Origin of the sequence: Bacillus sp. SG20033, assembly GCF_044570195.1 — a bacterium.
Lineage (GTDB): Bacteria > Bacillota > Bacilli > Bacillales > Bacillaceae > Bacillus > Bacillus subtilis.
The window spans coordinates 259543-283736 of sequence record NZ_CP172606.1; the positions used below are offsets into that span (position 1 = coordinate 259543).

At 47.2% G+C, this 24194-nt stretch carries 22 protein-coding genes and 1 other annotated feature; of the genes, 17 read left to right on the forward strand and 5 right to left on the reverse strand.

What is annotated here, in order from left to right; all coding sequences use genetic code 11:
* Positions 1-5: 5 nt before the first annotated feature.
* Positions 6-755 carry a glucosamine-6-phosphate deaminase gene (gene nagB, locus ACFVP7_RS01440; RefSeq protein ID WP_396582922.1) on the reverse strand — a complete coding sequence of 250 codons (750 nt, stop codon included), beginning with the start codon at positions 753-755 and terminating at the stop codon, positions 6-8.
* Positions 756-973: 218 nt separating this feature from the next.
* Between nagB and gamR the strand changes: the two genes are divergently transcribed.
* From gamR to ACFVP7_RS01455, 3 genes are all read left to right on the forward strand, one after another.
* Positions 974-1681 carry a transcriptional regulator GamR gene (gamR, locus tag ACFVP7_RS01445; protein ID WP_003234841.1) on the forward strand — a complete coding sequence of 236 codons (708 nt, stop codon included), beginning with the start codon at positions 974-976 and terminating at the stop codon, positions 1679-1681.
* A gap of 33 nt (positions 1682-1714) precedes the next feature.
* Entirely contained in the window at positions 1715-1990 is a 276-nt protein-coding gene (locus ACFVP7_RS01450; protein WP_024573649.1) for a DUF1648 domain-containing protein, read from the forward strand.
* A 209-nt stretch (positions 1991-2199) separates the two neighbouring features.
* Positions 2200-3270 carry a branched-chain amino acid aminotransferase gene (locus ACFVP7_RS01455; RefSeq protein ID WP_396582923.1) on the forward strand — a complete coding sequence of 357 codons (1071 nt, stop codon included), beginning with the start codon at positions 2200-2202 and terminating at the stop codon, positions 3268-3270.
* Positions 3271-3306: 36 nt separating this feature from the next.
* Here the strand turns inward: ACFVP7_RS01455 and mmuP are convergent, their stop codons facing one another.
* The 4 genes from mmuP to ACFVP7_RS01475 form a co-directional block, all read right to left on the reverse strand.
* The gene (gene mmuP / locus ACFVP7_RS01460) at positions 3307-4719 is read right to left on the reverse strand and encodes an S-methylmethionine permease (RefSeq protein WP_212130842.1); all 1413 of its coding nucleotides are present in this window, start codon (positions 4717-4719) and stop codon (positions 3307-3309) included.
* Between the two features lie 119 nt (positions 4720-4838).
* On the reverse strand, positions 4839-5786 hold the full coding sequence (gene mmuM, locus ACFVP7_RS01465; RefSeq protein WP_396582924.1) for a homocysteine S-methyltransferase: 948 nt from the start codon (positions 5784-5786) through the stop codon (positions 4839-4841).
* A 123-nt stretch (positions 5787-5909) separates the two neighbouring features.
* Positions 5910-7346, reverse strand: coding sequence for a sodium:alanine symporter family protein (locus ACFVP7_RS01470; RefSeq protein WP_129137430.1), 1437 nt, complete (start codon positions 7344-7346; stop codon positions 5910-5912).
* Positions 7347-7368: 22 nt separating this feature from the next.
* Positions 7369-8352: a glutaminase gene (locus ACFVP7_RS01475; protein ID WP_014475676.1), complete on the reverse strand. Its 984-nt coding sequence runs from the start codon at positions 8350-8352 to the stop codon at positions 7369-7371.
* A 301-nt stretch (positions 8353-8653) separates the two neighbouring features.
* On the opposite strand from ACFVP7_RS01475, the gene glnK reads away from it, so the two are divergent.
* The 14 genes from glnK to ACFVP7_RS01545 all read left to right on the forward strand — a co-directional run bounded on the left by glnK (position 8654) and on the right by ACFVP7_RS01545 (position 24190).
* On the forward strand, positions 8654-9886 hold the full coding sequence (gene glnK / locus ACFVP7_RS01480) for a two-component system sensor histidine kinase GlnK (protein ID WP_396583246.1): 1233 nt from the start codon (positions 8654-8656) through the stop codon (positions 9884-9886).
* Between the two features lie 10 nt (positions 9887-9896).
* A complete protein-coding gene (gene glnL, locus ACFVP7_RS01485) occupies positions 9897-10841 on the forward strand; it encodes a glutamine utilization two-component system response regulator GlnL (protein WP_396582925.1) in 945 nt (314 codons plus the stop codon).
* A 227-nt stretch (positions 10842-11068) separates the two neighbouring features.
* Positions 11069-11995, forward strand: a complete 927-nt coding sequence (kdgD, locus tag ACFVP7_RS01490; RefSeq protein WP_003246372.1) for a 5-dehydro-4-deoxyglucarate dehydratase — start codon at positions 11069-11071, stop codon at positions 11993-11995.
* A gap of 29 nt (positions 11996-12024) precedes the next feature.
* Positions 12025-13491 (forward strand): alpha-ketoglutaric semialdehyde dehydrogenase GucD, encoded by a 1467-nt coding sequence (gene gucD / locus ACFVP7_RS01495; protein ID WP_080528874.1) that lies wholly within the window; start codon positions 12025-12027, stop codon positions 13489-13491.
* Between the two features lie 84 nt (positions 13492-13575).
* Positions 13576-14943, forward strand: coding sequence for a glucarate transporter GudP (gene gudP / locus ACFVP7_RS01500; RefSeq protein ID WP_396582926.1), 1368 nt, complete (start codon positions 13576-13578; stop codon positions 14941-14943).
* A gap of 36 nt (positions 14944-14979) precedes the next feature.
* Complete coding sequence (gene gudD / locus ACFVP7_RS01505) at positions 14980-16347, forward strand: glucarate dehydratase (protein WP_396582927.1); 1368 nt, start codon at positions 14980-14982, stop codon at positions 16345-16347.
* Positions 16348-16416: 69 nt separating this feature from the next.
* Positions 16417-17118: a FadR/GntR family transcriptional regulator gene (locus tag ACFVP7_RS01510; RefSeq protein ID WP_003234813.1), complete on the forward strand. Its 702-nt coding sequence runs from the start codon at positions 16417-16419 to the stop codon at positions 17116-17118.
* Between the two features lie 91 nt (positions 17119-17209).
* Positions 17210-18742, forward strand: coding sequence for a galactarate dehydratase (gene garD, locus ACFVP7_RS01515; protein WP_396582928.1), 1533 nt, complete (start codon positions 17210-17212; stop codon positions 18740-18742).
* 276 nt (positions 18743-19018) lie between these two features.
* Entirely contained in the window at positions 19019-19939 is a 921-nt protein-coding gene (mphK, locus tag ACFVP7_RS01520) for a macrolide 2'-phosphotransferase MphK (protein ID WP_396582929.1), read from the forward strand.
* Positions 19940-19995: 56 nt separating this feature from the next.
* Positions 19996-20243 (forward strand) — a binding site (T-box leader).
* A gap of 97 nt (positions 20244-20340) precedes the next feature.
* Positions 20341-20502, forward strand: coding sequence for an anti-TRAP regulator (rtpA, locus tag ACFVP7_RS01525; protein ID WP_003234807.1), 162 nt, complete (start codon positions 20341-20343; stop codon positions 20500-20502).
* 20 nt (positions 20503-20522) lie between these two features.
* Positions 20523-21461, forward strand: a complete 939-nt coding sequence (locus tag ACFVP7_RS01530) for a DMT family transporter (protein WP_338732105.1) — start codon at positions 20523-20525, stop codon at positions 21459-21461.
* 96 nt (positions 21462-21557) lie between these two features.
* A complete protein-coding gene (gene ycbL, locus ACFVP7_RS01535) occupies positions 21558-22238 on the forward strand; it encodes a two-component system response regulator YcbL (RefSeq protein ID WP_338734096.1) in 681 nt (226 codons plus the stop codon).
* A gap of 1 nt (position 22239) precedes the next feature.
* The gene (gene ycbM / locus ACFVP7_RS01540) at positions 22240-23175 is read left to right on the forward strand and encodes a two-component system sensor histidine kinase YcbM (protein WP_327837477.1); all 936 of its coding nucleotides are present in this window, start codon (positions 22240-22242) and stop codon (positions 23173-23175) included.
* 91 nt (positions 23176-23266) lie between these two features.
* Positions 23267-24190, forward strand: coding sequence for an ABC transporter ATP-binding protein (locus tag ACFVP7_RS01545; RefSeq protein ID WP_024572520.1), 924 nt, complete (start codon positions 23267-23269; stop codon positions 24188-24190).
* The last annotated feature ends 4 nt before the right edge of the window (positions 24191-24194 follow it).

Genomic DNA, 24194 nt, shown 5'->3' on the forward strand with positions numbered 1-24194 from the left:
TTGTTTTATGAGCATGGTGCACTCTTTAATTTTTGAGCTGCTTTATAATCGGCGATAACGGTTACATGAATGTGTTTTTGAAGAATAGAGGCTGGTACATCTGTCGTGACAGGACCTTCAACCATCTTTTGAATGGCGTCTGCTTTTTCCTCGCCGCTTGCTAAAAGCACAATATGTTTGCTGAATTCCATGATGGTTTTAATGCCCATTGAAATCGCGAGTCTCGGCACCAGCACCGGATCATCGCCGAAGAATCTGGCATTTGCCTGTATCGTGCTTTCCGAGAGCTTCACAACACGTGTCCGGTCTTCAAAATCAGATCCCGGTTCATTAAAACCGATATGGCCATTGGCGCCGATACCGAGAATTTGGACATCAATGCCTCCCGCCTGGCGGATGAGATCCTCGTATACTTTGCATTGAGTCTCAAGCTGCGGATTGTCTCCTTGCGGGATATGAATATGATCAGGCTGCATCTTGATATGCTGAAAAAGATGCTCATACATAAAATGGTTATAACTTTGCGGATGAGATGGAGAGAGACCAGCGTATTCATCCAAATTAAATGTAGTAACCTTTGAAAAATCAATTTCGCCTGCCTGATAGTCTGAAATCAACTGCTTATACAAGCCGACCGGTGTGCTTCCTGTTGCCAGGCCGAGAACGGCATCTTTCTTAGCTTGTATTTGTTCTTTAATAATGGCAGCGCTTAACTTACAGAGTTCTTCGTAGTGCTCGGCGATCAGAATCTTCATGTGACACCCCCTCAAAGAGATAGACAAGCACCATATTTGTTATGACCAATTTATGATACTTGTCATTACGAATTTAGCACCGCCCTTATCAAACTGTCAATATTAATTTCTGAAAATTTGTTATAAAAGAAGGATACAAATCTTTCATATTGGGATGGCAAATGGTATTATGGTCTCAATGAAAAAGAACGGATTGCATACAGAATGGGGAGAATGAAATGACAGCTTTATATTCTGTTATCAAGTTTAAAATCATTGAGTTAATTAAATCAGGCAAATATCAGGCGAATGATCAGCTGCCGACGGAGAGTGAGTTTTGCGAACAATATGATGTCAGCAGAACAACTGTGAGACTGGCCCTTCAGCAGCTGGAGCTTGAGGGATATATTAAAAGAATTCAAGGAAAAGGGACATTTGTATCGGCGGCCAAAATACAAACGCCGATTCCGCATAAGATTACGAGCTTTGCAGAACAAATGAGAGGCCTTCGTTCTGAATCAAAAGTGCTTGAGCTTGTGGTGATTCCTGCCGACCACTCCATTGCCGAGCTTTTGAAAATGAAAGAGAATGAACCTGTCAACAAGCTTGTCAGAGTCAGATACGCCGAGGGGGAGCCTTTGCAGTATCATACCTCATATATTCCCTGGAAGGCGGCACCGGGGCTGGCGCAGGAGGAATGCACCGGCTCACTGTTTGAATTGTTAAGGACAAAATACAATATTGAAATCAGCAGGGGCACGGAATCGATCGAACCGATTTTAACGGATGAAACGATCAGCGGCCACTTATTAACCAATGTCGGAGCGCCTGCGTTTTTATCAGAATCCCTTACCTATGATAAAAATGAAGAAGTGGTGGAATATGCGCAAATTATTACCCGGGGAGACCGAACGAAATTCACCGTTGAACAGTCATATCATTCATAAAGCAATGTGTTTTAAGAAGGGAATGGTGGTTCTATGTTTTTATTGACGAATGGAAAAGTGCTGTGGGGAGCAGTGATTGCTGCATTCATCCTTTCAATTGTATTTTACCCTTCTCTGCCGACGCAGATGCCGATTCATTATGATGTTGCGAACAGTCCGGATCTGACGGTTAACAAGCTGGCGGGGACTGTGATGCTGCCTGTTTTGATGGTGGTGTTTGCATGGGCGCGGAAGATCAATTGGCAATTAGTGTTCGCAGTGTATATTTTGCTGATTTGCCACATTGTCGTCCTTTGTTTAGCGGTCTAAATCAAACAGCCAGAATAAAACTGGCTGTTTTTCTTTAATTTCAGCTTCATCTGACAATGAATGTGGTGTATAATAGCTGATAATCCTAAAGAATATTCTGAAATTTATAGGTGTGAAGCGGCGTATTATTAAAGGAAAGGCTGTATACTTTTTGCAGCTTTAAAAAGACTGAATATTTAAACAATTATGTGAAAGGTGTGCTGATTAGATTGAATAAGCTTATTGAACGAGAAAAAACTGTATATTATAAGGAAAAGCCCGACCCGTCTTCCTTGGGGTTTGGACAATATTTTACAGATTATATGTTTGTGATGGACTACAAAGAGGGGATTGGATGGCATCATCCGAGAATTGCGCCGTACGCACCGCTTACGCTTGATCCGTCTTCATCTGTTTTTCATTACGGCCAGGCTGTTTTTGAAGGATTAAAAGCATACAGAACAGACGACGGCAGGGTGCTGCTGTTCCGTCCGGATCAAAATATCAAACGGCTGAACAGATCGTGTGAGCGCATGAGCATGCCCTCTTTAGACGAAGAGCTGGTGCTCGAGGCATTGACGCAATTAGTTGAGCTGGAGAAAGATTGGGTTCCAAAGGAAAAAGGAACGTCACTGTATATTCGTCCTTTTGTCATTGCCACAGAACCGAGTCTCGGTGTGAAGGCATCCAGGAGCTATACATTTATGATCGTGCTTTCGCCTGTCGGCTCCTATTATGGCGACGATCAGCTGAAGCCGGTTAGAATCTATGTCGAAGATGAGTATGTGAGGGCGGTCAACGGAGGAGTCGGGTTTGCAAAAACGGCTGGAAACTATGCCGCCAGTCTTCAGGCACAGCGGAAAGCGAATGAACTGGGCTATGACCAGGTACTGTGGCTGGACGCCATCGAAAAGAAATATGTGGAAGAAGTAGGGAGCATGAACATCTTTTTCGTCATAAACGGGGAAGCTGTCACACCTGCTTTAAGCGGAAGCATTTTAAGCGGGGTTACACGTGCGTCTGCGATTGAATTGATTCGAAGCTGGGGCATTCCGGTTCGTGAAGAGAGAATATCGATTGATGAGGTGTATGCGGCCTCTGCACGCGGAGAATTGACAGAGGTCTTCGGCACAGGCACGGCAGCCGTCGTTACGCCTGTCGGTGAACTCAACATTCATGGAAAAACGGTGATTGTAGGAGACGGGCAAATCGGGGACCTCTCGAAAAAGCTGTATGAAACGATAACAGATATTCAGCTTGGCAAGGTGAAAGGCCCGTTTAACTGGACAGTGGAAGTGTGAAAATCGAAAAAGAACCTGCCCGGAGGCAGGTTCTTTTTATTTTGAATGAGTCATATCAGCAGTCGGCTGGCTTTTGCGGTTTTTCACATAATATATTGCATAGCAAATGGCCATAAACGGAACACCGCAATACAGTGCGATTCTTTGATTCGGATCAAAGGCAATGCCAATGACGGAAGCCAGGCATAACAGAAACGCTGCAATCGGCACGAACGGATACAAAGGGGTTCTGTATTTCAAATCAGTAACCTTGTTTCCCGCTTCGATATAACGTTTTCTGAACATGAATTGAGAAGCAGCGATCCCCATCCACACGACAACGACGGCAAAACCGGAAATCGACACGAGCACAACGTATACAGTGTCTGGCGCAAATACGCTGGACAGCAACGACAGAATGCCGCCGATCATGCTGAACACCAGCGCGTTAAACGGGGTTCCTTTTGACGTCAGCTTTGCAAATGTCGGATGAAGCGTTTTTTCTTTTGATAAAGACCACAGCATCCGGGAAGAAGCGTAGAGTCCGGAATTAGCCGCTGACAGGATCGCTGTCAGGATAACAAAGTTCATGATATCGGCTGCGTATGGTACACCGACTCTGTCAAAGACAGCGACAAACGGGCTTTTGATGACACCTGCATCTTGAATCGGAATCAGCCCTGACAGCACAAAAATAGTTCCGACAAAGAAGAGTGAGAGACGCCAGACCGTTGTTTTAATCGCTTTTGGTATTGTCTTGTCAGGATCAACGCTTTCACCGGCTGCGATTCCGATTAGTTCCGTTCCCGAAAAGGCAAAATTAACGGACAGCATCGTCATCAAAATCGGGACAAATCCATTTGGAAAAAGCCCGCCTTCCGCGGTGAAGTTGGACAGCATCGGTGCGGCTTCTCCGCCTTTGATCGGAATGATGCCGAACATGGCAGAGCCGCCTAAAAGAATAAATAATACAATGGCTAATACTTTGATGCTGGAAAACCAAAATTCTGATTCAGCGAAAAACTTGACCGAAAATGCGTTAAGCAAGAAAATGAACAGCGCAAAGACGGCACTCCACATCCAAACCGATGTATGGGGGAACCAGCGCTGCATTAACAGGCCGGCTGCTGTGAATTCTGATCCCAATGCCACGGTCCATGTCAGCCAGTACAGCCAAGCAACCGTAAATCCGGTGCCCGGCCCTATGTATTTGGCTGCATAGGTGTGAAAGGCGCCGGTCACAGGCATGGCGACTGACAGCTCACCGAGGCATAGCATGACCAGATAGACGATGCCGGCCCCGACTAAGTAGGCGAGTATCGTTCCGGCCGGGCCTGCTTGCTGAATGGTATAACCTGAGCTTAAAAACAGCCCGGTTCCGATGACACCTCCCAAGGAAAGCATAAAGAGGTGCCGGCTTTTCATACTTCTCTGAAAGTTTGTCTCATTCTTGTTGTGGGCAGAGTTCATCTTTTTCCAACTTTCTATCAGCGATTTATTTCCTCCTAATAAAAAATCTCATGTCAGAAAGTGACACGAGACTCCGGCGAACCGGCTTTAAGTTAGAATATACAAACTATTCCGATAAGTCAAGTTGTTTTTAAAGAGCGGGCCCACGCCGCAATTTCTTGAATATTTTCGGGTTTTGTCCGGCAGCAGCCGCCAATCAGCCTCGCTCCTTTTTCATGCCAGGTGCGGGCGCTCGACCCGTAAGATTCTGCGCATGCTGCGCCGTTCCACGTTTTTGTTTCCGGATCATATTGCTCACCTGAATTCGGGTAGACAATGATCGGTTTTGACGTGTTCTTTTTTAACTCCTCTATCAAGGAAGGGATATGCTGAAGCGGCGTGCAGTTGATGCCGAGTGCTGCAATTTGGCGGTGTTCATCAAGCCACGATGCACAGTCAGCTGCAGGTGTTCCGTCACTGATATGCAGGCCGTCTTTAGCACTGAAGCTGATCCACGCATACGTTTCAGGAAATTCCTTCAACAGCTGAACAATCGCTTTGGCTTCAGTCAGACACGGAATCGTTTCGCATGCCAATACATCAGCTCCGGCTTCAATCAGCGCCTTCATCCGGGGGCGATGAAATTCAATCAGTTCATCTTCTGATATTGCGTAGTTGCCGCGATACTCAGACCCGTCTGCAAGATAAGCGCCATAAGGGCCTATAGAAGCCGCAATGATCGGTTTTGGCCGATTCAAACGGTTCTCTTTAAGCGACCAAAATTCATCACGTGCTTCAGCTGCGATGCTGACGGACAACTCGATGAGCCGGCGTGCTTCCGCTTCGCTCAGCCCGCGTGCGGCAAAGCCTTCAAATGTAGACTGATAGCTGGTGGTGATTGCACAATCGGCACCTGCCGCAAAATAATCAGTATGAACTTGTTTAATCAGCTCCGGCTCTTCCATCAGGATTTTTGCTGACCACAGACTGTCGTTCAAATCACAGCCCTTGCGTTCAAGCTCGGTCGCCATGGCGCCGTCTAGAACAATAAGCGGGTATGTATCTAGTATGTGTTGGATAGGATTCATAGAATGTACCTTTCTTTCAGATTTTTTTGAAAAAGATATGAAAATCGTAATGGAGGCTTACGTGTTTGTCAATAAACGCAAAAAGAGAAAGGTGTTCAGCCCATATGTCTGAACACCCTTTTCTTATGATATTTGTTTGTTGTGCGTGTCAGTCTTTGTGTCTGAAACCGGCCAGCACTCAATGCCATTGTGGTTTTTGAGCACATCTTTATAAAAGACAGGATCTTTGCCTGCTTTTTTCTGGCGTGTATAGTCTTTCAGCGCCGTAAAAACAACCTTTGATAGTAAGAAAATCGCGATTAAATTCACGACGACCATCAAACCCATGAACAAATCAGCAAGATCCCAGACGAGCTGGACTTTGGCAACACAGCCAAACACGATCATTGCCAGCACGCCGATACGGTAGACAAAAATCAGTTTTTTGCTTTTGTTCAAAAAGCCGATATTGGTTTCGCCATAATAATAGTTTCCAATTAGAGCACAGAATCCGAATAACAAAATCAGAATCGCGAGAAAGCCTGATGCCCATGATCCGACATGGGAGCTGAGGGAGGCTTGTGTCAAGGCGATTCCGCTCAGACCCGGAGTATGATAGGCATCCGAAAACAGAATGATAAAAGCGGTGCTTGTACAAATGACCAGTGTATCTGTCAGTACACCAAAAGCTTGGATCAGCCCCTGTTTAACGGGATGGCTTGTTGTGGCGGTGGCAGCGGCATTCGGTGCGCTTCCCATTCCCGCTTCGTTTGAAAAGATTCCCCGTCTGACGCCTTGCATGAGTGCCGCGCCCAAAGCCCCGCCGGCGGCTTGATCAAAACCAAACGCATTTTTCACGATTAGCGCAAGCACACTTGGCAGCTGCGTAATGTTGGTGAAAATGACGAAAAACGCAACTCCGATATACAGGACAGCCAATACGACGACAATGGATTCAGCCAGCTTTGCAATGCGCTTGACTCCGCCAAAAATAATCGTGCCGAATACAGCAATTAAAATGAGTCCCAATGTCAGGCGGTTTGTGCCAAACGCGTTTTCAAAGGCAAGGCTGACTGTATTGGATTGAACCGAGTTGAAGACGATACCGAACGATAAGGTGATTAACACAGCGAACAGCGCGCCCATCCACCTTTTGTTCAGCCCTTTTTCCATGTAATACGCCGGCCCGCCGCGGAAGCCGTTTACATCTTTTACTTTATAAATCTGAGCCAGTGTGCTTTCCACAAAGCTGGATGCTGATCCGATAATGGCGATAATCCACATCCAGAAGATTGCACCGGGCCCGCCGAGTGCAATGGCGATGGCAATGCCCGTAATATTTCCCGTTCCGACACGGGCCGCCATGCTGATGCAAAAGGCTTGAAACGGAGAAATGGTGTTTTTCGACCGGGAAGCAGCACCTTCTCTTAATACCCTGACCATTTCTTTCAGCATGCGAACCTGTAAAAACTTCAGCCTGAACGTAAAATAGATTCCCAGAGAAAGGAGCAAAACAATTAATAGCTTTGACCACAAAAGATCATTTGCGATACCCACGATATGTTCCAGGATTTGCTGCATAGAATCACCTCTTTTTTCATATTTAAAAAATGCTGAGCTCCCACTCCTGCGCCATATGCTTCAGCAGCATACCGCCAGTGAGGCTGTTACCGTATTCATCAATGGCAGGCCCGTAAATGCCGATGCCGCATCCGGATTGAAAAGGCTGTTCTCTTCTGGCGCTTGGAGGCACCAGCGCCATGATGCCACCGGAGACGCCGCTTTTGGCCGGCACGCCGACAAACGCCGCATATTTGCCTGAAGCGTTGTACATGCCGCACGTCAGCATTAACGCCTTGGCCAATTTTGCCACATCTTTTGGAATCACCTGCTCGCGTCGAATCGGATGATACCCGTCATGAGCAAGGATCAGGCCGATCAACGCAATATCTTCTGTGGTGCTCTCCATAGCGCATTGCTTCAAGTACACCTCAAGTGTTTCTTCTACTTCAGCTTCTAAAAAGTTTGTTTCTTTTAAATAGTAGGCCAGCGCTCTGTTGCGGTGGGCGGTTTCCCATTCAGAACGGAATACTTCCTCATGAATTCTCGGCCGTTTTCCTATCAAAGTTTCCATCACTGAGTAAAGAAACTCGAGCTTTTCGTATGCCGATTCTCCGGGAAGAATCGAAGCGATGGTGAGGGCCCCCGCGTTGATCATGGGATTGAAGGGCTTTCCCGGCTTGTTGATTTCGAGCCGAATGATTGAATTAAAGGCGTCGCCTGTCGGCTCGACATCCACGCGGTCCAGCACATAGGGAATGCCGCGGCTCATGCAGGCGGCAATAAAGCTAATCACTTTTGAAATGCTTTGCAGGGTAAAAGAGACGTTCCAGTCGCCGGCGTGTATCATCGTTCCATCAGGCTCCAATACACAGATGCCGAGCTGTGAATCATTGACTTTTCCTAAAGCGGGGATATAGTTTGCGCTTTGTCCATTGGCGGCAAAAGGGCGATAGTATTCAACCCAATCATGAAGCTGTAACGCCGGGTTTATGTCTTTCTGGTGCTCTTTTATCAATTCTTTCATCGAATTCCTCCTCACTGATTTTTTTCTTAAAGGACTGAGGTGTATCAAAACGAAGGCTAAAGGGGCGTTAAACGCTTTCATAATAGCGGAAGGTATAATTACTGTATAATGGAGACTACAGAATCATACAAAATACGACAAAAACATTTTGAAAATAAGCAGTAAGATTTATAAAAACCTCATGTTCTGGGTCAAAAGCAATTTGCAGGTTTTCTCCCGATTCCCCAAAATAAAAAGCGAGGATGTGATCAACATAAAACTGGAACGGTTTATTGAAAAAGACGGATATATATTGGCCCTCATGCTGATTACGGTGCCGCTGGCCGGTGAACTGAAATTTTATCCCCTTAATGAAGAATTCCGGGTCAGCTTTGGGGCACCGGTTTTTTTCTTCTTTTTATCATTGTTGCGGCATGTCCCCGCTGTGCTGCCGGGTTTTCTGACTGGAGCGGCTGTTTTCATCTTTCGCGTCTTTCTGGAATTATGGGGCGGAGGACACAATGGACTGACTCCGATTCTGTATGATCAAGCGTCTGGCTTTTTCTTTTATATGACTTACGCCTGTCTGTTTTCCATATTAAAGGCCAATCGTTTCCGTGAACGGCCGATTATGCTCGGTTTCATTGGGTTTATGATTGAAGTTGTGTCAGATTGTGTCGAGCTGGCTGTGCAATTTCTCATTTTTCATACGGTTGTTACGCCTGAGAAAATCACTGACATTGCGGTGATTGCGATTTCTCACACATTTATTGTGATGAGCTTTTATAGTGTGCTGAAGCTGTATGAAACACAATCGAGAGAAAAACAGACAAGGCAGCAGCACGAGCACATGCTGATGATCGTTTCCAATTTATATGAAGAAACGGTGCACCTAAAAAAGACATTGAAAACGACAGAGAAAGTGACAAACGATTCGTATCAGCTCTATCGGGAAATGAAGGGCAAGGATGTTCAGCTGAGCGGCAGAATCCTGAGACTGGCCGGAGAGATTCATGAAGTGAAAAAGGACAACCAGCGGATATTCGCAGGGCTTTCAAAACTGATTTCGAATGAGAGTTTGAGAGATTATATGAGGGCTTCTGATTTGCTGCAGCTCGTGATTCGAATGAATGAAAAGTACGCTGAAGCACTAGGGAAGCAGATTGATTTTTACTGCTCGATCGAGGGAGAGCATGACGAATATCACGTATTTATCGTGCTTTCGATCATTAATAATCTAACAGCAAATGCGGTAGAGGCTATGGGTGAAGAGGGAATGGTCAGCCTGAGGCTCCGTAAGCCAAATGAGAGTATGGTAGAATTCCAGGTGGAAGACAATGGCCCCGGGATTTCCGAGAAAATCGGAGACATTGTGTTTGACCCGGGCTTTACTTCAAAATATGACGAATTTGGCACGCCTTCTACAGGTATCGGACTTTCCTACGTAAAGGAAATCGTGACAGAGCTAGAAGGGGATATCACATTTGATAATCAGCAGCGGGGAGTGGTGTTTGCCATCAGGCTGCCTGTCCGGCATTTGATTCAGAAAGGGTGAACCAAAAGCTATGCGTTTTTTTATTGCAGATGATGACCGTGCGGTGCGGTCAATTTTAAGGCAGATCATTGAGGACGAAGATCTCGGGGAATCTGCTGGTGAAGCAGACGACGGAAGCCAAGTGGAAGGGCATATGCTGCAATTTAAGCAGATTGATATTTTATTAATAGATCTGTTAATGCCCGGAAGAGACGGCATTGAGACGATTCGTCAGATCCAGAATACGTACTCCGGCAAAATCGTAATGATCTCTCAAGTGGAGGCGAAGGAAATGGTCGGGGAAGCGTACTCGCTCGGCATCGAATATTTTATCCATAAGCCGATTAACCGCATTGAAATTGTCACGGTTCTCCAAAAGGTGAAGGAGCGGATCGAGCTTGAACACTCGATTGGAGCCATTCAGCATTCTCTAAGCCGGCTTGTCAATCGGACTGAACGGAAAGCGCGTCCCCAGCAGAAGAGTGACAGCGGTTTAAAAGAGGCAGGAACATTCCTGTTGTCCGAGCTGGGCATGATGGGAGAAGGCGGCGCACATGATCTCATGGCGGTCCTGCAGTATTTAGCAGAACACGAGAAATCCGAGCCGCACGAAAAACAAAGCCCTTCGCTAAAACAAATATTCACCCAAGTAGCGGTACGGAAGCTGGGGACAGGGGCCTCACAGACGGAAGTCAATCGCGAAATGAAAGCCTCGGAGCAGCGTATCCGCAGAGCGATTATTCATTCGCTGCACCATTTTGCTTCATTGGGCACAACTGATTTTTCGAATCCAAAATTTGAAACCTATGCATCGAAATTCTTTGATTTTCCGGTTGTCAGCCAGAAAATGAAAGAACTCCAATCCAAGGATGCAAAACCCCTTGCACCTGCTAGAATAAATATGAAAAAATTCATCCACGTGTTTTTTTTGGAAGCAAAGCTTTTGCATGAGACGATGAAACAAAGAAGGATATAAACCAAACAGCCGGCTGACCAGGCTGTTTTTTTGCTGCGCAGAATCCCGGCCGGACAGTGATTTACCGCTTTTTTATAAAATATCAGAAAATAAAGATATTGACTTATTGTTTATTTGTCTTACAATTAAACAAAAGGATATATGGGGAAGGAGCGGATGTGAAAGGAAAATTAATAAAAGCGCTTACAGATAGAGGCTGTATACACAAATAACAGGAGGTTATGTTGATGAGCCGTATCAGAAAAGCACCCGCTGGAATTTTAGGTTTTCCGGTTGCTCCTTTTAACACACAAGGAAAACTGGAGGAAGAAGCTCTTTTTCAAAACATTGAGTTTTTGCTGAATGAGGGCTTGGAAGCGATATTTATTGCTTGCGGGTCTGGTGAATTCCAATCTCTCAGCCAGAAGGAATATGAGCAAATGGTGGAAGTCGCAGTCTCGGCAGCCGGAGGAAAGGTGCCGGTCTACACTGGGGTGGGCGGCAACCTCAGCACAGCGCTTGATTGGGCGCAGCTGTCGGAGAAAAAAGGCGCCGACGGCTACTTGATCCTGCCACCGTATTTGGTGCATGGCGAACAGGAGGGGCTGTACCAGTATGCGAAAACGATTATTGAAAGCACTGACTTGAACGCGATTCTTTATCAGCGCGATAACGCCGTTCTCTCTGTTGAACAGATCAAACGTCTGACCGAATGTGAACAGCTTGTCGGTGTCAAAGACGGGGTAGGAAATATGGATTTGAATATCAACCTCGTCTATACGATCGGCGACCGCTTAGGATGGCTCAACGGAATGCCGATGGCTGAAGTGACGATGCCGGCTTATCTGCCGATCGGGTTCCACTCTTACTCTTCAGCGATTTCAAATTATATCCCGCATATTTCGCGAATGTTCTATGATGCATTGAAAAACGGAAATGACGAGCTTGTGAAGGAACTCTATCGGCATGTGATTCTTCCGATCAACGACATTCGCAAACAACGAAAAGGCTACGCCGTATCCTTGATTAAAGCCGGTATGGAAATCATGGGTTTGAATGTAAGGAATACAGCCAGACCGCCTGTCGGCCCGGTTGAAAAAGATCATTATCAGCAATTGGAAGCAATTTTGAAGCAGGCGGCTGACCGTTTTCCGAAAAAAGCCGCGACGGTTTGACCAGAAAAAACACGAAAGGGGCAATGGGCATGTCTGTGATCACGGAACAAAACACGTACCTCAACTTTATTAACGGAGAGTGGGTTAAGTCTCAATCAGGCGATATGGTCAAGGTCGAAAACCCTGCCGATGTGAATGATATTGTCGGATATGTACAGAATTCAACGGCTGAAGATGTGGAACGTGCCGTCGCCGCCGCCAATGAAGCCAAAACGGCTTGGAGAAAGCTGACGGGTGCCGAGCGCGGCCAATACTTATACAAAACAGCGGATATTATGGAGCAGCGCTTGGAGGAAATCGCCGCCTGTGCAACGCGTGAAATGGGTAAAACATTGCCGGAAGCGAAGGGAGAAACAGCCCGGGGGATTGCCATTCTGCGCTATTACGCCGGAGAGGGCATGCGAAAAACGGGTGACGTCATTCCGTCTACTGACAAAGACGCACTCATGTTTACCACCCGTGTTCCGCTCGGTGTGGTCGGCGTGATTTCTCCGTGGAACTTCCCAGTGGCGATTCCGATTTGGAAAATGGCGCCGGCATTGGTATACGGCAATACCGTTGTCATCAAACCGGCGACAGAAACAGCTGTGACATGCGCGAAGATCATTGCCTGCTTTGAGGAAGCGGGGCTCCCGGCAGGGGTCATCAATTTGGTGACAGGCCCGGGTTCTGTTGTCGGTCAGGGGCTTGCTGAGCATGACGGTGTAAACGCCGTTACGTTTACCGGTTCAAATCAAGTCGGAAAAATCATCGGGCAAGCCGCTTTAGCGAGGGGAGCCAAGTACCAGCTTGAGATGGGCGGCAAAAACCCTGTCATCGTAGCTGATGACGCTGACCTTGAAGCTGCGGCCGAAGCTGTCATAACGGGGGCCTTCCGTTCAACCGGCCAGAAATGCACCGCGACAAGCCGTGTCATTGTACAAAGCGGAATTTATGAGCGCTTTAAAGAAAAACTGCTCCAGCGCACAAAAGATATTACAATCGGAGACAGCTTAAAAGAGGATGTCTGGATGGGACCGATTGCCAGCAAGAATCAGCTTGATAACTGCCTGTCATACATTGAGAAAGGCAAACAGGAGGGGGCTTCCCTTTTAATAGGAGGAGAAAAGCTGGAGAACGGAAAGTATCAAAACGGCTATTATGTTCAGCCTGCCATCTTTGACAATGTGACATCTGAGATGACAATTGCCCAGGAGGAAATTTTCGGTCCGGTGATCGCCTTGATCAAGGTGGACTCGATGGAGGAGGCGCTGAACATCGCCAATGATGTGAAGTTCGGTTTAAGTGCATCCATCTTCACGGAAAACATCGGCCGAATGCTTTCTTTCATTGATGAAATCGATGCCGGGCTGGTTCGGATCAATGCAGAAAGCGCAGGTGTTGAGCTGCAGGCGCCTTTTGGCGGCATGAAGCAGTCGAGCTCCCACTCCCGAGAACAGGGTGAGGCAGCGAAGGACTTTTTCACAGCGATCAAAACCGTTTTTGTGAAGCCGTAATGGTGCTGGAAAGAGGCATGCGTCTCTTTCCCGGCTTTATCACAGCCAGCATATGATTCTCTACTTTGAAAAGGAGAAGATACTATGAAAAAAGACTTTGCGAATGTTACACCGGCGGGCAAAAAAACGTCCGTGCGCTGGTTCATCGTGTTTATGCTGTTTCTTGTGACCTCTATTAACTACGCGGATCGAGCGACGCTTTCCATCACCGGAGATTCCGTCCAGCACGATTTGGGATTGGACTCGGTCGCCATGGGATATGTCTTTTCTGCCTTTGGCTGGGCCTATGTCATCGGACAGCTTCCGGGCGGCTGGCTGCTGGACCGTTTTGGTTCAAAGACTATCATTGCGTTAAGCATCTTTTTCTGGTCGTTTTTTACGCTGCTGCAAGGGGCGATTGGCTTTTTCTCCGCCGGCACAGCGATTATCCTGCTGTTTGCACTGCGTTTTCTGGTTGGTTTATCAGAAGCGCCTTCATTTCCCGGAAACGGCAGAGTTGTTGCCTCATGGTTTCCAAGCTCCGAGCGCGGGACAGCTTCAGCCTTTTTTAATTCAGCACAATACTTCGCAATCGTCATTTTTTCTCCTTTAATGGGCTGGCTTACCCACTCTTTCGGCTGGCATTCCGTCTTCGTTGTCATGGGTATTGCGGGCATTCTTCTGGCTGTCATCTGGCTAAAAACGGTGTATGAACCGAAAAAACACCCAAAGGTTAATGAAGCTGAGCTTGCGTACATCGAACAGGGCGGCGGGCTGATTTCCATGGATGACAGTAAAAGCAAACAAGAAACAGAATCGAAATGGCCGTATATCAAACAGCTGTTAACGAACCGCATGCTGATTGGCGTGTACATCGCGCAATACTGTATTACGACTCTCACCTATTTCTTTCTCACATGGTTTCCGGTATATTTGGTTCAGGCCCGCGGCATGTCTATTCTTGAAGCTGGGTTTGTCGCTTCCCTGCCGGCGCTGTGCGGATTTGCCGGCGGCGTCCTTGGGGGCATTGTGTCAGACATCTTACTCAAAAAAGGCCGTTCACTGACCTTTGCAAGAAAAGTGCCAATCATTGCCGGCATGCTGCTGTCTTGCAGTATGATTGTCTGTAACTACACAGATTCAGCATGGCTCGTCGTTGTCATTATGTCGCTCGCGTTTTTCGGAAAAGGCTTCGGCGCATTGGGTTGGGCTGTCGTGTCGGACACGTCTCCGAAAGAATGTGCAGGATTAAGCGGCGGTTTGTTCAACACTTTCGGGAATATTGCCTCAATTACAACACCGATTATTATCGGATACATTGTCAATGCCACTGGATCTTTCAATGGCGCGCTTGTGTTTGTCGGCGCTAACGCGATTGCGGCGATCCTCAGCTATTTGCTGCTGGTCGGGCCGATCAAACGGGTCGTGTTAAAGAAACAAGAACAAGACTCCGATCAATCGTTGCCTGTCTAATATTTATGAAAGCGCTTTATAAAGGGAGGAAAATGCATGAGTTCACCGATACAAGAGCAGGTTCAAAAAGAAAAAAGATCGAATATTCCCTCAATTTCTGAAATGAAGGTGATTCCTGTTGCGGGACATGACAGCATGCTGCTGAATCTAAGCGGAGCACACAGCCCGTTTTTTACCCGGAATATCGTAATCTTAACAGACAGCAGCGGAAATCAGGGAGTCGGCGAGGTGCCTGGCGGAGAGCATATTCGCCGCACACTGGAGCTGTCAGAGCCGCTTGTTGTCGGAAAATCTATCGGTGCGTACCAGGCGATATTGCAAACGGTCAGAAAGCAGTTTGGCGATCAGGACAAGGGGGGGCGAGGAAACCAGACGTTTGATTTGCGCACCACTGTGCACGCCGTCACCGCACTGGAAGCGGCTTTGTTAGATTTGCTTGGAAAGTTTCTTCAGGAACCGGTCGCAGCTTTGCTGGGCGAAGGGAAGCAGCGTGATGAAGTAAAAATGCTCGGTTACCTCTTTTACATCGGCGACCGAAATCGGACGACCTTGCCGTATCAAAGCGATGAGCAGTCAGATTGTGCCTGGTTCCGTCTGCGCCATGAGGAAGCGCTGACGCCGGAGGCCATTGTGCGTCTTGCCGAATCCGCACAGGAGCGCTATGGCTTTCAGGATTTCAAATTGAAAGGCGGGGTGCTGCGGGGAGAAGAGGAAATCGAAGCTGTTACCGCATTATCGAAACGTTTTCCAGAGGCAAGGATCACTCTTGATCCGAACGGGGCATGGTCATTAGAGGAAGCTATTGCATTATGCAAAGGAAAGCAAGATGTGCTCGCGTATGCGGAAGATCCATGCGGGGATGAGAATGGCTACTCCGCTCGTGAAGTAATGGCTGAATTCCGCCGCGCGACAGGGCTTCCGACTGCGACAAATATGATTGCGACTGACTGGCGGGAAATGGGTCACGCGATTCAGCTCCACGCGGTCGATATACCGCTGGCTGATCCGCATTTTTGGACGATGCAAGGGTCGGTGCGGGTTGCGCAAATGTGTCATGATTGGGGTTTGACATGGGGCTCGCACTCCAACAACCACTTTGATATTTCCCTAGCGATGTTTACCCATGTAGCAGCAGCGGCTCCGGGGCGGATCACGGCGATTGATACCCATTGGATCTGGCAGGACGGGCAGCGATTAACGAAACAGCCTTTTGAGATTTCTTCTGGCTGTGTCAAGGTGCCGGATAAGCCTGGACTAGGCGTCGATATTGATATGGAACAAGTGGAAAAAGCGCATGAGATCTATCGGAAAATGAATTTAGGCGCACGGAATGACGCGATCCCAATGCAGTTCCTGATCAGCAACTGGGAATTTGACCGGAAGCGCCCGTGTCTTGTGCGATAAGTTTGATTGTAAATATTGTCATATCCGCTATTTTGTCTTACAATTGAACAACTGAAGGGAGAGTTGTTCGTGTACGAAGGTTTAGAGGATTTGAAAGTCGATACAGTCAATCGGAAAACATTAGCCAAGCAGGTCATCGAACGGATTGTCCATTTATTATCGAGCGGACAGTTGAGGGCCGGAGACAAATTGCCGACAGAAATGGAACTGATGGACATTTTGCATGTCAGCAGGCCGGTGCTTCGGGAGGCACTCAGTTCACTTGAAACGCTGGGCGTCATTACGAGAAAAACACGAGGGGGCACATATTTCAACGATAAAATCGGCATGCAGCCGTTTTCCGTCATGCTTGCCTTGGCCACTGATAATCTTCCGGCTATCATTGAAGCGCGGATGGCGCTAGAACTCGGACTCGTGACAATTGCCGCGGAAAAAATCAATGAGGAAGAGCTTCAGCGTTTGCAGAAGACGATCGACGATATTGCCAACAGCACTGACAATCTTTATGGTGAAGCGGATAAAGAGTTCCATCGAATTATTGCGTTAAGCGCTAATAACCCCGTCGTTGAAGGGATGATTCAGTCCCTGCTGATTACCCATGCGAAAATTGACAGCCAAATTCCGTACAGGGAGAGAGATGTAACGGTCGAATATCACAAAAAAATCTACGACGCCCTTGCCAAAAGAGATCCGTACAAAGCACATTACCACATGTATGAACATCTGAAATTTGTCCGTGACAAAATTTTAAAAGGAATGGATGAAAAATAATGGTGAGCAACCGCAGTTGAAACGTAAGAGCTGCGGTTTTTTTAAAACCAATTTAGAAAACGCTTACTAAGATATGAGGAGTGATTTTCATATGGCGATGAACCTCAGGAAGAACCAAGCCCCCCTTTACATCAAAGTGCATGAAATAGATAACACTGCGATTATTGTAAATGATGGAGGACTGCCAAAGGGCACTGTTTTCTCATGCGGGCTCGTACTTGAAGAGGATGTTCCTCAAGGCCATAAGGTGGCCCTCACCGATCTCAATCAAGGGGACGAGATCGTGCGTTACGGAGAGGTGATCGGATTTGCTGATGAGACGATCAAACGCGGGAGCTGGATACAGGAAGCCCTCGTGAGAATGCCCGCTCCTCCGGCGTTAGACGATCTTCCTCTCGCAAACAGAGTGCCGCAGCCGCGGCCCCCTCTTGAAGGCTACACGTTTGAAGGGTACCGAAATGCGGATGGCAGTGCAGGGACAAAAAATATCCTCGGCATCACGACAAGTGTTCAATGTGTTGTTGGCGTTTTGGATTATGCAGTCAAACGAATAAAAGAAGAGCTGCTGCCGAAATACCCAAATGTCGATGACGTTGTGCCGCTGCATCATCAATACGGATGCGGCGTGGCGATCAATGCGCCCGACGCTGTCATTCCGATCCGCACGATTCAAAATCTCGCGAAGCATCCGAACTTCGGCGGAGAAGTAATGGTCATCGGATTGGGCTGTGAAAAGCTCCTCCCGGAAAGAATTGCCTCCGAAAATGATGATGACATTCTATCGCTCCAGGATCACCGAGGTTTTGCGGCGATGATCCAATCCATTTTGGAAATGGCGGAGGAACGGTTAATCAGGCTGAACAGCAGAACCCGGGTGTCATGTCCTGTTTCGGATCTGGTTATCGGCCTGCAATGCGGCGGCAGTGATGCGTTTTCCGGCGTGACGGCGAACCCTGCCGTGGGGTATGCGGCTGATTTATTGGTTCGCGCAGGTGCAACGGTTTTGTTTTCTGAAGTGACAGAGGTGCGGGATGCCATTCATTTATTAACGCCGCGGGCTGTCAGTGAAGAGGTCGGACAATCACTGATCAAAGAGATGAAGTGGTATGACAGCTATCTCCGGCGGGGAGACGCAGACCGAAGCGCAAACCCGTCACCAGGCAATAAAAAAGGCGGATTATCCAATGTGGTGGAAAAAGCGTTAGGTTCGGTGGCGAAATCAGGCACAAGCCCCATCTCCGGCGTGCTCGGCCCTGGTGAAAGAGCAGAGCAAAAAGGCCTGCTGTTCGCGGCGACACCGGCAAGCGATTTTGTGTGCGGCACCCTGCAGCTGGCTGCGGGCATGAATCTGCAGGTGTTTACGACAGGGAGGGGAACACCATATGGCCTGGCTACTGCACCGGTGCTGAAAGTATCGACTCGGCATTCCTTATCAGAGCATTGGGCTGATTTAATCGATATCAATGCCGGCCGAATCGCGACAGGAGAGGCCAGTATCGAAGACGTAGGCTGGGAAATCTTCAGGACGATTTTGGATGTGGCAAGCGGCCGCAAACAAACGTGGGCAGACCGTTGGGGTCTTCATAATGATTTGTGCTTGTTTAATCCTGCTCCAGTGACTTGATTCATGTTTTTATAGCGAAAGTATGGAATATGCTGTAAAATGAAAATCAGCGTATAGGAAACGGAGGGGTTACAGCATGGCATTCATGAGATTCCGAGTGACACGAATTCAATAGTGAACAACTCTCGCCTGAATGCGAGAGAATCGGGATGAATCCGCCTATGTATGAGCCCTTACATGATTATCAAAAAAGAGGGTGGCGTGCCTGCCCTTTTTTGTGCCTTCAAGCATCCCTTCTCTCTACTGCAGGCCGGAGCATGAGAAAGGGGAAATGGGATGACAAACCTTAACGAAAAACAGCTTATCACTGAGATTGTCGGGCTCGCACGCAGCCAGGGTTTGACGGTTCATTCTAATAACGCGCAATTGAATGAAACCGGAATGGACTTTCAAGTTGTATTTGCCGAGGACGATGCAGGAATGCGATGGGTGCTGCGAAAACCGCGGCGAAGTGATGTTGTGGAAAGAGCATCTGCAGAAGGCAGAACGCTTGCCTTTCTCCGCGCGAATCTGACTGCTGATGTGCCGGATTGGAGAATTCATACACCGGAATTGATCGCTTACCCAATGTTAAAAGGAACGCCGGCTGCTGGAATTGATTTGGAACAAAAGCAATATGTATGGAATATGGATCATCAGCCGCCGTCAGACGACTTTGTCCGCACACTTGCTGGCATACTGGCTGAATTACATGGCACGGATCAAATATCTGCTGGGCAATCCGGAATAGAAGTGATAAGGCCAGAAGATTTCAGGCAAATGACAGCAGACTCTATGGTTGATGTGAAGAATAAGCTTGGTGTATCTAGTCAGCTTTGGGAAAGATGGCAAAAGTGGATAGATGATGATGCATACTGGCCGGGTTTCTCTTCTTTGATACACGGCGATCTCCACCCGCCGCATATTCTTATCGACCAAAATGAACGTGTCACAGGACTTCTGGATTGGACAGAAGCGAAGGTTGCCGATCCAGCCAAGGATTTTGTTCTTTATCAAACCATTTTCGGGGAAAAAGAAACTGCCCGTTTGCTTGAATACTATGATCAAGCAGGCGGCCGAATATGGGCAAAAATGCAGGAACACATTTCAGAGATGCAGGCGGCGTATCCGGTGGAAATCGCCAAGCTAGCTCTGCAAACACAGCAGGAGGAACACATCAATATGGCGCTGGAAGCACTTGGTGTAACATCGGATTAAGAATTGACTTCGTTTCATGAACCAAGTATTATAAACTCTACAAATAATAGAACGGATTAACAATCGTGAGGAAGAGCTAGTACGCATCAGAATGGAGGTTCAGAGAGTCGGTGGCAGGTGTGAACCGATCCTCCCCTGATGCCGAATGGGCTTCTGAATTGCTTTGCTGAACGGATAGTAGGCGATGCCGGGTTTCTCTCCCCGTTACCAAGAGAGGAGTATCGAAACATAGGTTTTCTGTACTTAGAGTGAACGGCTGTATAGCTGTTAATAAAGGTGGTACCGCGAGACCCTCGTCCTTTGCATAGGACGGGGGTTTTTTGCGTTTCTTAAAGGAGGTGACAGCCAATGGACGATGGCTGGTGGTGGCATAGCAGATGAGTTAGAAAGGAGGATATCAAATGGTCATTGCAACTGATGATCTTGAGGTCGCATGTCCTAAATGTGAAAGAGCGGGAGAAATCGAAGGAACACCTTGCCCGGCCTGCAGCGGAAAAGGTGTTATTCTGACTGCTCAAGGATATACGCTTCTGGATTTTATCCAAAAGCATTTGAATAAGTAAAGGAGAAAAGCTGAGCTGAGATGAGAGCAGAAGAGCAGAGTAAGATTCGTGAGGCCGCAGCAGGTACGGTTTTTTTGCTGATCGGAACAGTTTGTTTTGCGTCTAAATCGATTTGGATAAAATGGGCATACCAAATGGGTGCTGAGCCAGATGCCGTGCTGCTATACAGGCAGCTGCTGGCTGTTCCGCTGTTTTGGCTGATTTTTTTAATATACCGTCCTCCAATGCCAGACGGTAAGAAAAAAGGAGACCTATGGAAGGCTTGTGGCGCGGGAGTGTTTTGTTTTTTTCTGTCTCCCTTGCTTGATTTTATCGGGCTGAACCATGTATCCGCAATGGTTGAACGTATATTGCTGATGAGCTATCCGTTGTTTGTGTTTGGATTCACCGCGTGTCGTGACCGGAAAATGTCTTCAATTCAGGACCTTTTCGCAGTTCTGGCGGTCATGTTTGGGCTTTTCTTGGCGCTGGGCGGCTGGAATGCTGAGCTTTTCCAGGCGAATATGATTGGAGCTGTATTCATTTTGTTATCTTCGGCAGTCTATGCTGGTTATCTTGTCCTTTCCGGGCATCTCGTCCATCAAATCGGGGGGATCCGTCTCAATGCATACGGGATGACAGCTGCTGGAGCTGCCATGATGCTTTACACAGGGATCAAATCGGCGGCTGGCATGAATACGCCAATGGCAGCATATCCGCTTTCTATGTATGGTTTGTTCGCGGTAATTGCAGTCGTAACCACTGTGATTCCATTTGTGCTAATGCTTGAGGGCATAAAACGAATCGGGGCACAGCGAGCCGCCGCCATTTCAATGGCAGGGCCTATCCTGACGATTTTCTATGGAGCTTTATTTCTCGGTGAACGGCTTCGGCTTATTCAAGTCATTGGATACACTGCTGTATTCTTTGTCATTACGGGCATGGAATACAGGAAGCTGAAAACAGGAAAAAAAGAATAATTTATATAAAACACACACGTTTTTCAATTACAATAAGTGTAATTACGTGTGTGTTTTTTGATTTTGTAAAGGTTAGGTGAGAAGATGCAGCGCATATTGCTTGTAGAAGACGACCACTCAATCAGTGAAATGGTGGATCATTATTTAACAAAAGAAGGCTTTGGAATTGTGCATGCTTTCGACGGAGAAGAGGGCATCCGGCTGTTTCAGCAGGGTTCATACGATTTGGTCCTCCTTGATATCATGCTCCCGAAGCTGAACGGCATGGATTTTCTGAAAATCATCCGGGAAAAAAGCAATATACCGGTCTTAATGATTTCGGCAAAAGACGGAGATGTGGACAAGGCATTGGGACTGGGCTTTGGGGCGGATGATTATATCGCCAAACCGTTTTCGATGATTGAGCTGACAGCCAGAGTAAAAGCCGCGATACGGCGGGCGACGCAATATTCGGCAGAGGAGCCGGCTGTGAATAAGGTGATCCGGATTCACCAGCTGGCGATAGATGTAGACAATGTTGCCGTTTTGAAAAATGGACAACCGCTCCAGCTGACGTCAACAGAATGGCAGCTGCTGTGCTTATTTGCATCAAATCCTAAAAAAGTGTTTACGAAAGAACAAATCTACCGTTCCGTTTGGAATGAAGAGTACTTTGATGATCAGAACATCATTAACGTACATATGCGGCGGCTCAGAGAAAAGATTGAGGATGACCCCTCCTCCCCTCAATATATTAAAACGTTATGGGGCATCGGTTATAAATTAGGAGAGTTTTAGAATGACAGTGCTATGGGTGGCCGCTGTCATCGCTCTGGCGTGTCTGAATGTGATTCAATTCATAATGAAAAAGAAGCGGGACGGGAATCTGGCTTACACGGCTGACCAGCTTAGCTACATGCTCAGCCGGGATTCGGCAGGACAAATTTTGCTTCCTACAGACGATCATGCGCTCAAAGACTTGCTTGTTAACATCAATCTTATCGTTGAGAATCGTCAGCAGATCAGCGCCCAATTTGCCAAAACAGAGCAATCCATGAAGCGGATGCTGACCAATATGTCTCACGACCTGAAAACGCCGTTAACGGTCATTCTCGGTTATATCGAAGCCATTCAAAGTGACCCGAACATGCCGGACGAAGAGCGGGAAAGATTGCTGGGGAAGCTCCGCCAGAAAACAAATGAACTTATTCAGATGATCAATTCCTTTTTTGATTTAGCGAAATTAGAATCTGAAGATAAAGACATCCCAATCACCAAAGTACATATGAACGACATATGCAAACGAAATATCCTGCACTATTATGACGCTGTTCAGTCAAAAGGCTTTCAAGCAGCCATCGATATCCCGGATACGCCGGTGTATGCGCAGGCGAATGAAGAGGCTCTGGACAGAATCCTGCAAAACCTATTGTCCAATGCGATTCAATATGGCGCGGCCGGCAAGTTAATCGGGCTGACGCTGTCTTATGATGAGAGGAACATCGCCATCACCGTATGGGATCGCGGAAAAGGGATTAGTGAAACCGATCAGCAGCGGGTGTTTGAGAGGCTGTACACACTTGAAGAATCCAGAAATAAAGCATTTCAAGGAAGCGGCCTGGGTTTAACCATCACAAAACGGCTTACAGAAAAAATGGGAGGCACCATATCCGTCCAAAGCAAGCCGTACGAACGGACTGCATTTACGATCACATTGAAACGCATGACATATTAATCGTAAGAATTTCTTAAGGTTTGAGAAATAAAAATGACAGGGCTCGCCGCTACAATAGAAAACAGGAAAAGAGAGGGAAGGAGAAACAAAGTTGACTTATATCGTACAAACAAACGGGCTGACCAAAACGTATCAGGGCAAAGAGGTCGTATCCAATGTCAGCATGCATATTAAAAAAGGTGAAATCTATGGCTTTCTCGGCCCGAACGGCGCGGGGAAAACAACCATTATGAAAATGCTGACGAGCCTTGTCAAACCGACAAGCGGTGAAATCATCATTCTTGGGAACAAGTTCACCCACACGTCATATGAGGTGCTGGGGAACATCGGCAGCATGATTGAATATCCGATTTTTTATGAAAACCTGACAGCTGAAGAAAATTTAGATCTGCATTGTGAATATATGGGATATCACAATAAAAAAGCCATACAAGAAGTGCTGGATATGGTGAATTTAAAACAAATCGACAAAAAACCCGTCAAAACCTTTTCCCTCGGGATGAAGCAGCGCCTTGGGATTGCGCGTGCCATCCTCACGAAGCCGGACCTGCTCATTTTGGATGAGCCGGTGAATGGTCTTGACCCTATCGGCATTAAAAAGATCAGGCAATTGTTTCAAGTGCTGAGCAAAGAGTACGGGATGACACTACTGATCTCAAGCCACCTGCTGGGTGAAATCGAACAAATCGCGGACACAATCGGCGTCATTCGGGACGGCAGGCTGCTTGAAGAGGTATCAATGGAGGATGTCAGGGGCCAGAACACTGAATACATCGAGCTTGTTACATCGAATCAGACAAAGGCCTGCTTTGTGCTGGAGAAAGAGCTGCAATTAACGAACTTTAAAATTTTAAATGAGAAAACAATCCGAATTTACGAAGCCGAAGCCTCACAGCCTGCTATATCCAAAGCGCTGATTTTAAATGATGTAGACATTGAATCAATGAACAAAAAGTATACGTCGCTGGAGGATTATTTTATCAAATTGATCAACGGCAATAGCATCAGTGCGTAAAGGA

Excerpts from the sequence above, each read along its gene's own strand:
- nagB (WP_396582922.1), bottom strand. The coding sequence starts at position 755 with ATGAAGATTCTGATCGCCGAGCACTACGAAGAACTCTGTAAGTTAAGC.
- gucD (WP_080528874.1), top strand. The coding sequence starts at position 12,025 with ATGTCTGTGATCACGGAACAAAACACGTACCTCAACTTTATTAACGGA.
- gudD (WP_396582927.1), top strand. The coding sequence starts at position 14,980 with ATGAGTTCACCGATACAAGAGCAGGTTCAAAAAGAAAAAAGATCGAAT.
- mmuM (WP_396582924.1), bottom strand. The coding sequence starts at position 5,786 with ATGAATCCTATCCAACACATACTAGATACATACCCGCTTATTGTTCTA.
- gudP (WP_396582926.1), top strand. The coding sequence starts at position 13,576 with ATGAAAAAAGACTTTGCGAATGTTACACCGGCGGGCAAAAAAACGTCC.
- ACFVP7_RS01470 (WP_129137430.1), bottom strand. The coding sequence starts at position 7,346 with ATGCAGCAAATCCTGGAACATATCGTGGGTATCGCAAATGATCTTTTG.
- kdgD (WP_003246372.1), top strand. The coding sequence starts at position 11,069 with ATGAGCCGTATCAGAAAAGCACCCGCTGGAATTTTAGGTTTTCCGGTT.
- ycbM (WP_327837477.1), top strand. The coding sequence starts at position 22,240 with ATGACAGTGCTATGGGTGGCCGCTGTCATCGCTCTGGCGTGTCTGAAT.
- mphK (WP_396582929.1), top strand. The coding sequence starts at position 19,019 with ATGACAAACCTTAACGAAAAACAGCTTATCACTGAGATTGTCGGGCTC.
- glnK (WP_396583246.1), top strand. The coding sequence starts at position 8,654 with ATGCTGATTACGGTGCCGCTGGCCGGTGAACTGAAATTTTATCCCCTT.
- ACFVP7_RS01450 (WP_024573649.1), top strand. The coding sequence starts at position 1,715 with ATGTTTTTATTGACGAATGGAAAAGTGCTGTGGGGAGCAGTGATTGCT.
- ACFVP7_RS01475 (WP_014475676.1), bottom strand. The coding sequence starts at position 8,352 with ATGAAAGAATTGATAAAAGAGCACCAGAAAGACATAAACCCGGCGTTA.
- garD (WP_396582928.1), top strand. The coding sequence starts at position 17,210 with ATGGCGATGAACCTCAGGAAGAACCAAGCCCCCCTTTACATCAAAGTG.
- glnL (WP_396582925.1), top strand. The coding sequence starts at position 9,897 with ATGCGTTTTTTTATTGCAGATGATGACCGTGCGGTGCGGTCAATTTTA.
- ACFVP7_RS01530 (WP_338732105.1), top strand. The coding sequence starts at position 20,523 with ATGAGAGCAGAAGAGCAGAGTAAGATTCGTGAGGCCGCAGCAGGTACG.
- gamR (WP_003234841.1), top strand. The coding sequence starts at position 974 with ATGACAGCTTTATATTCTGTTATCAAGTTTAAAATCATTGAGTTAATT.
- rtpA (WP_003234807.1), top strand. The coding sequence starts at position 20,341 with ATGGTCATTGCAACTGATGATCTTGAGGTCGCATGTCCTAAATGTGAA.
- mmuP (WP_212130842.1), bottom strand. The coding sequence starts at position 4,719 with ATGAACTCTGCCCACAACAAGAATGAGACAAACTTTCAGAGAAGTATG.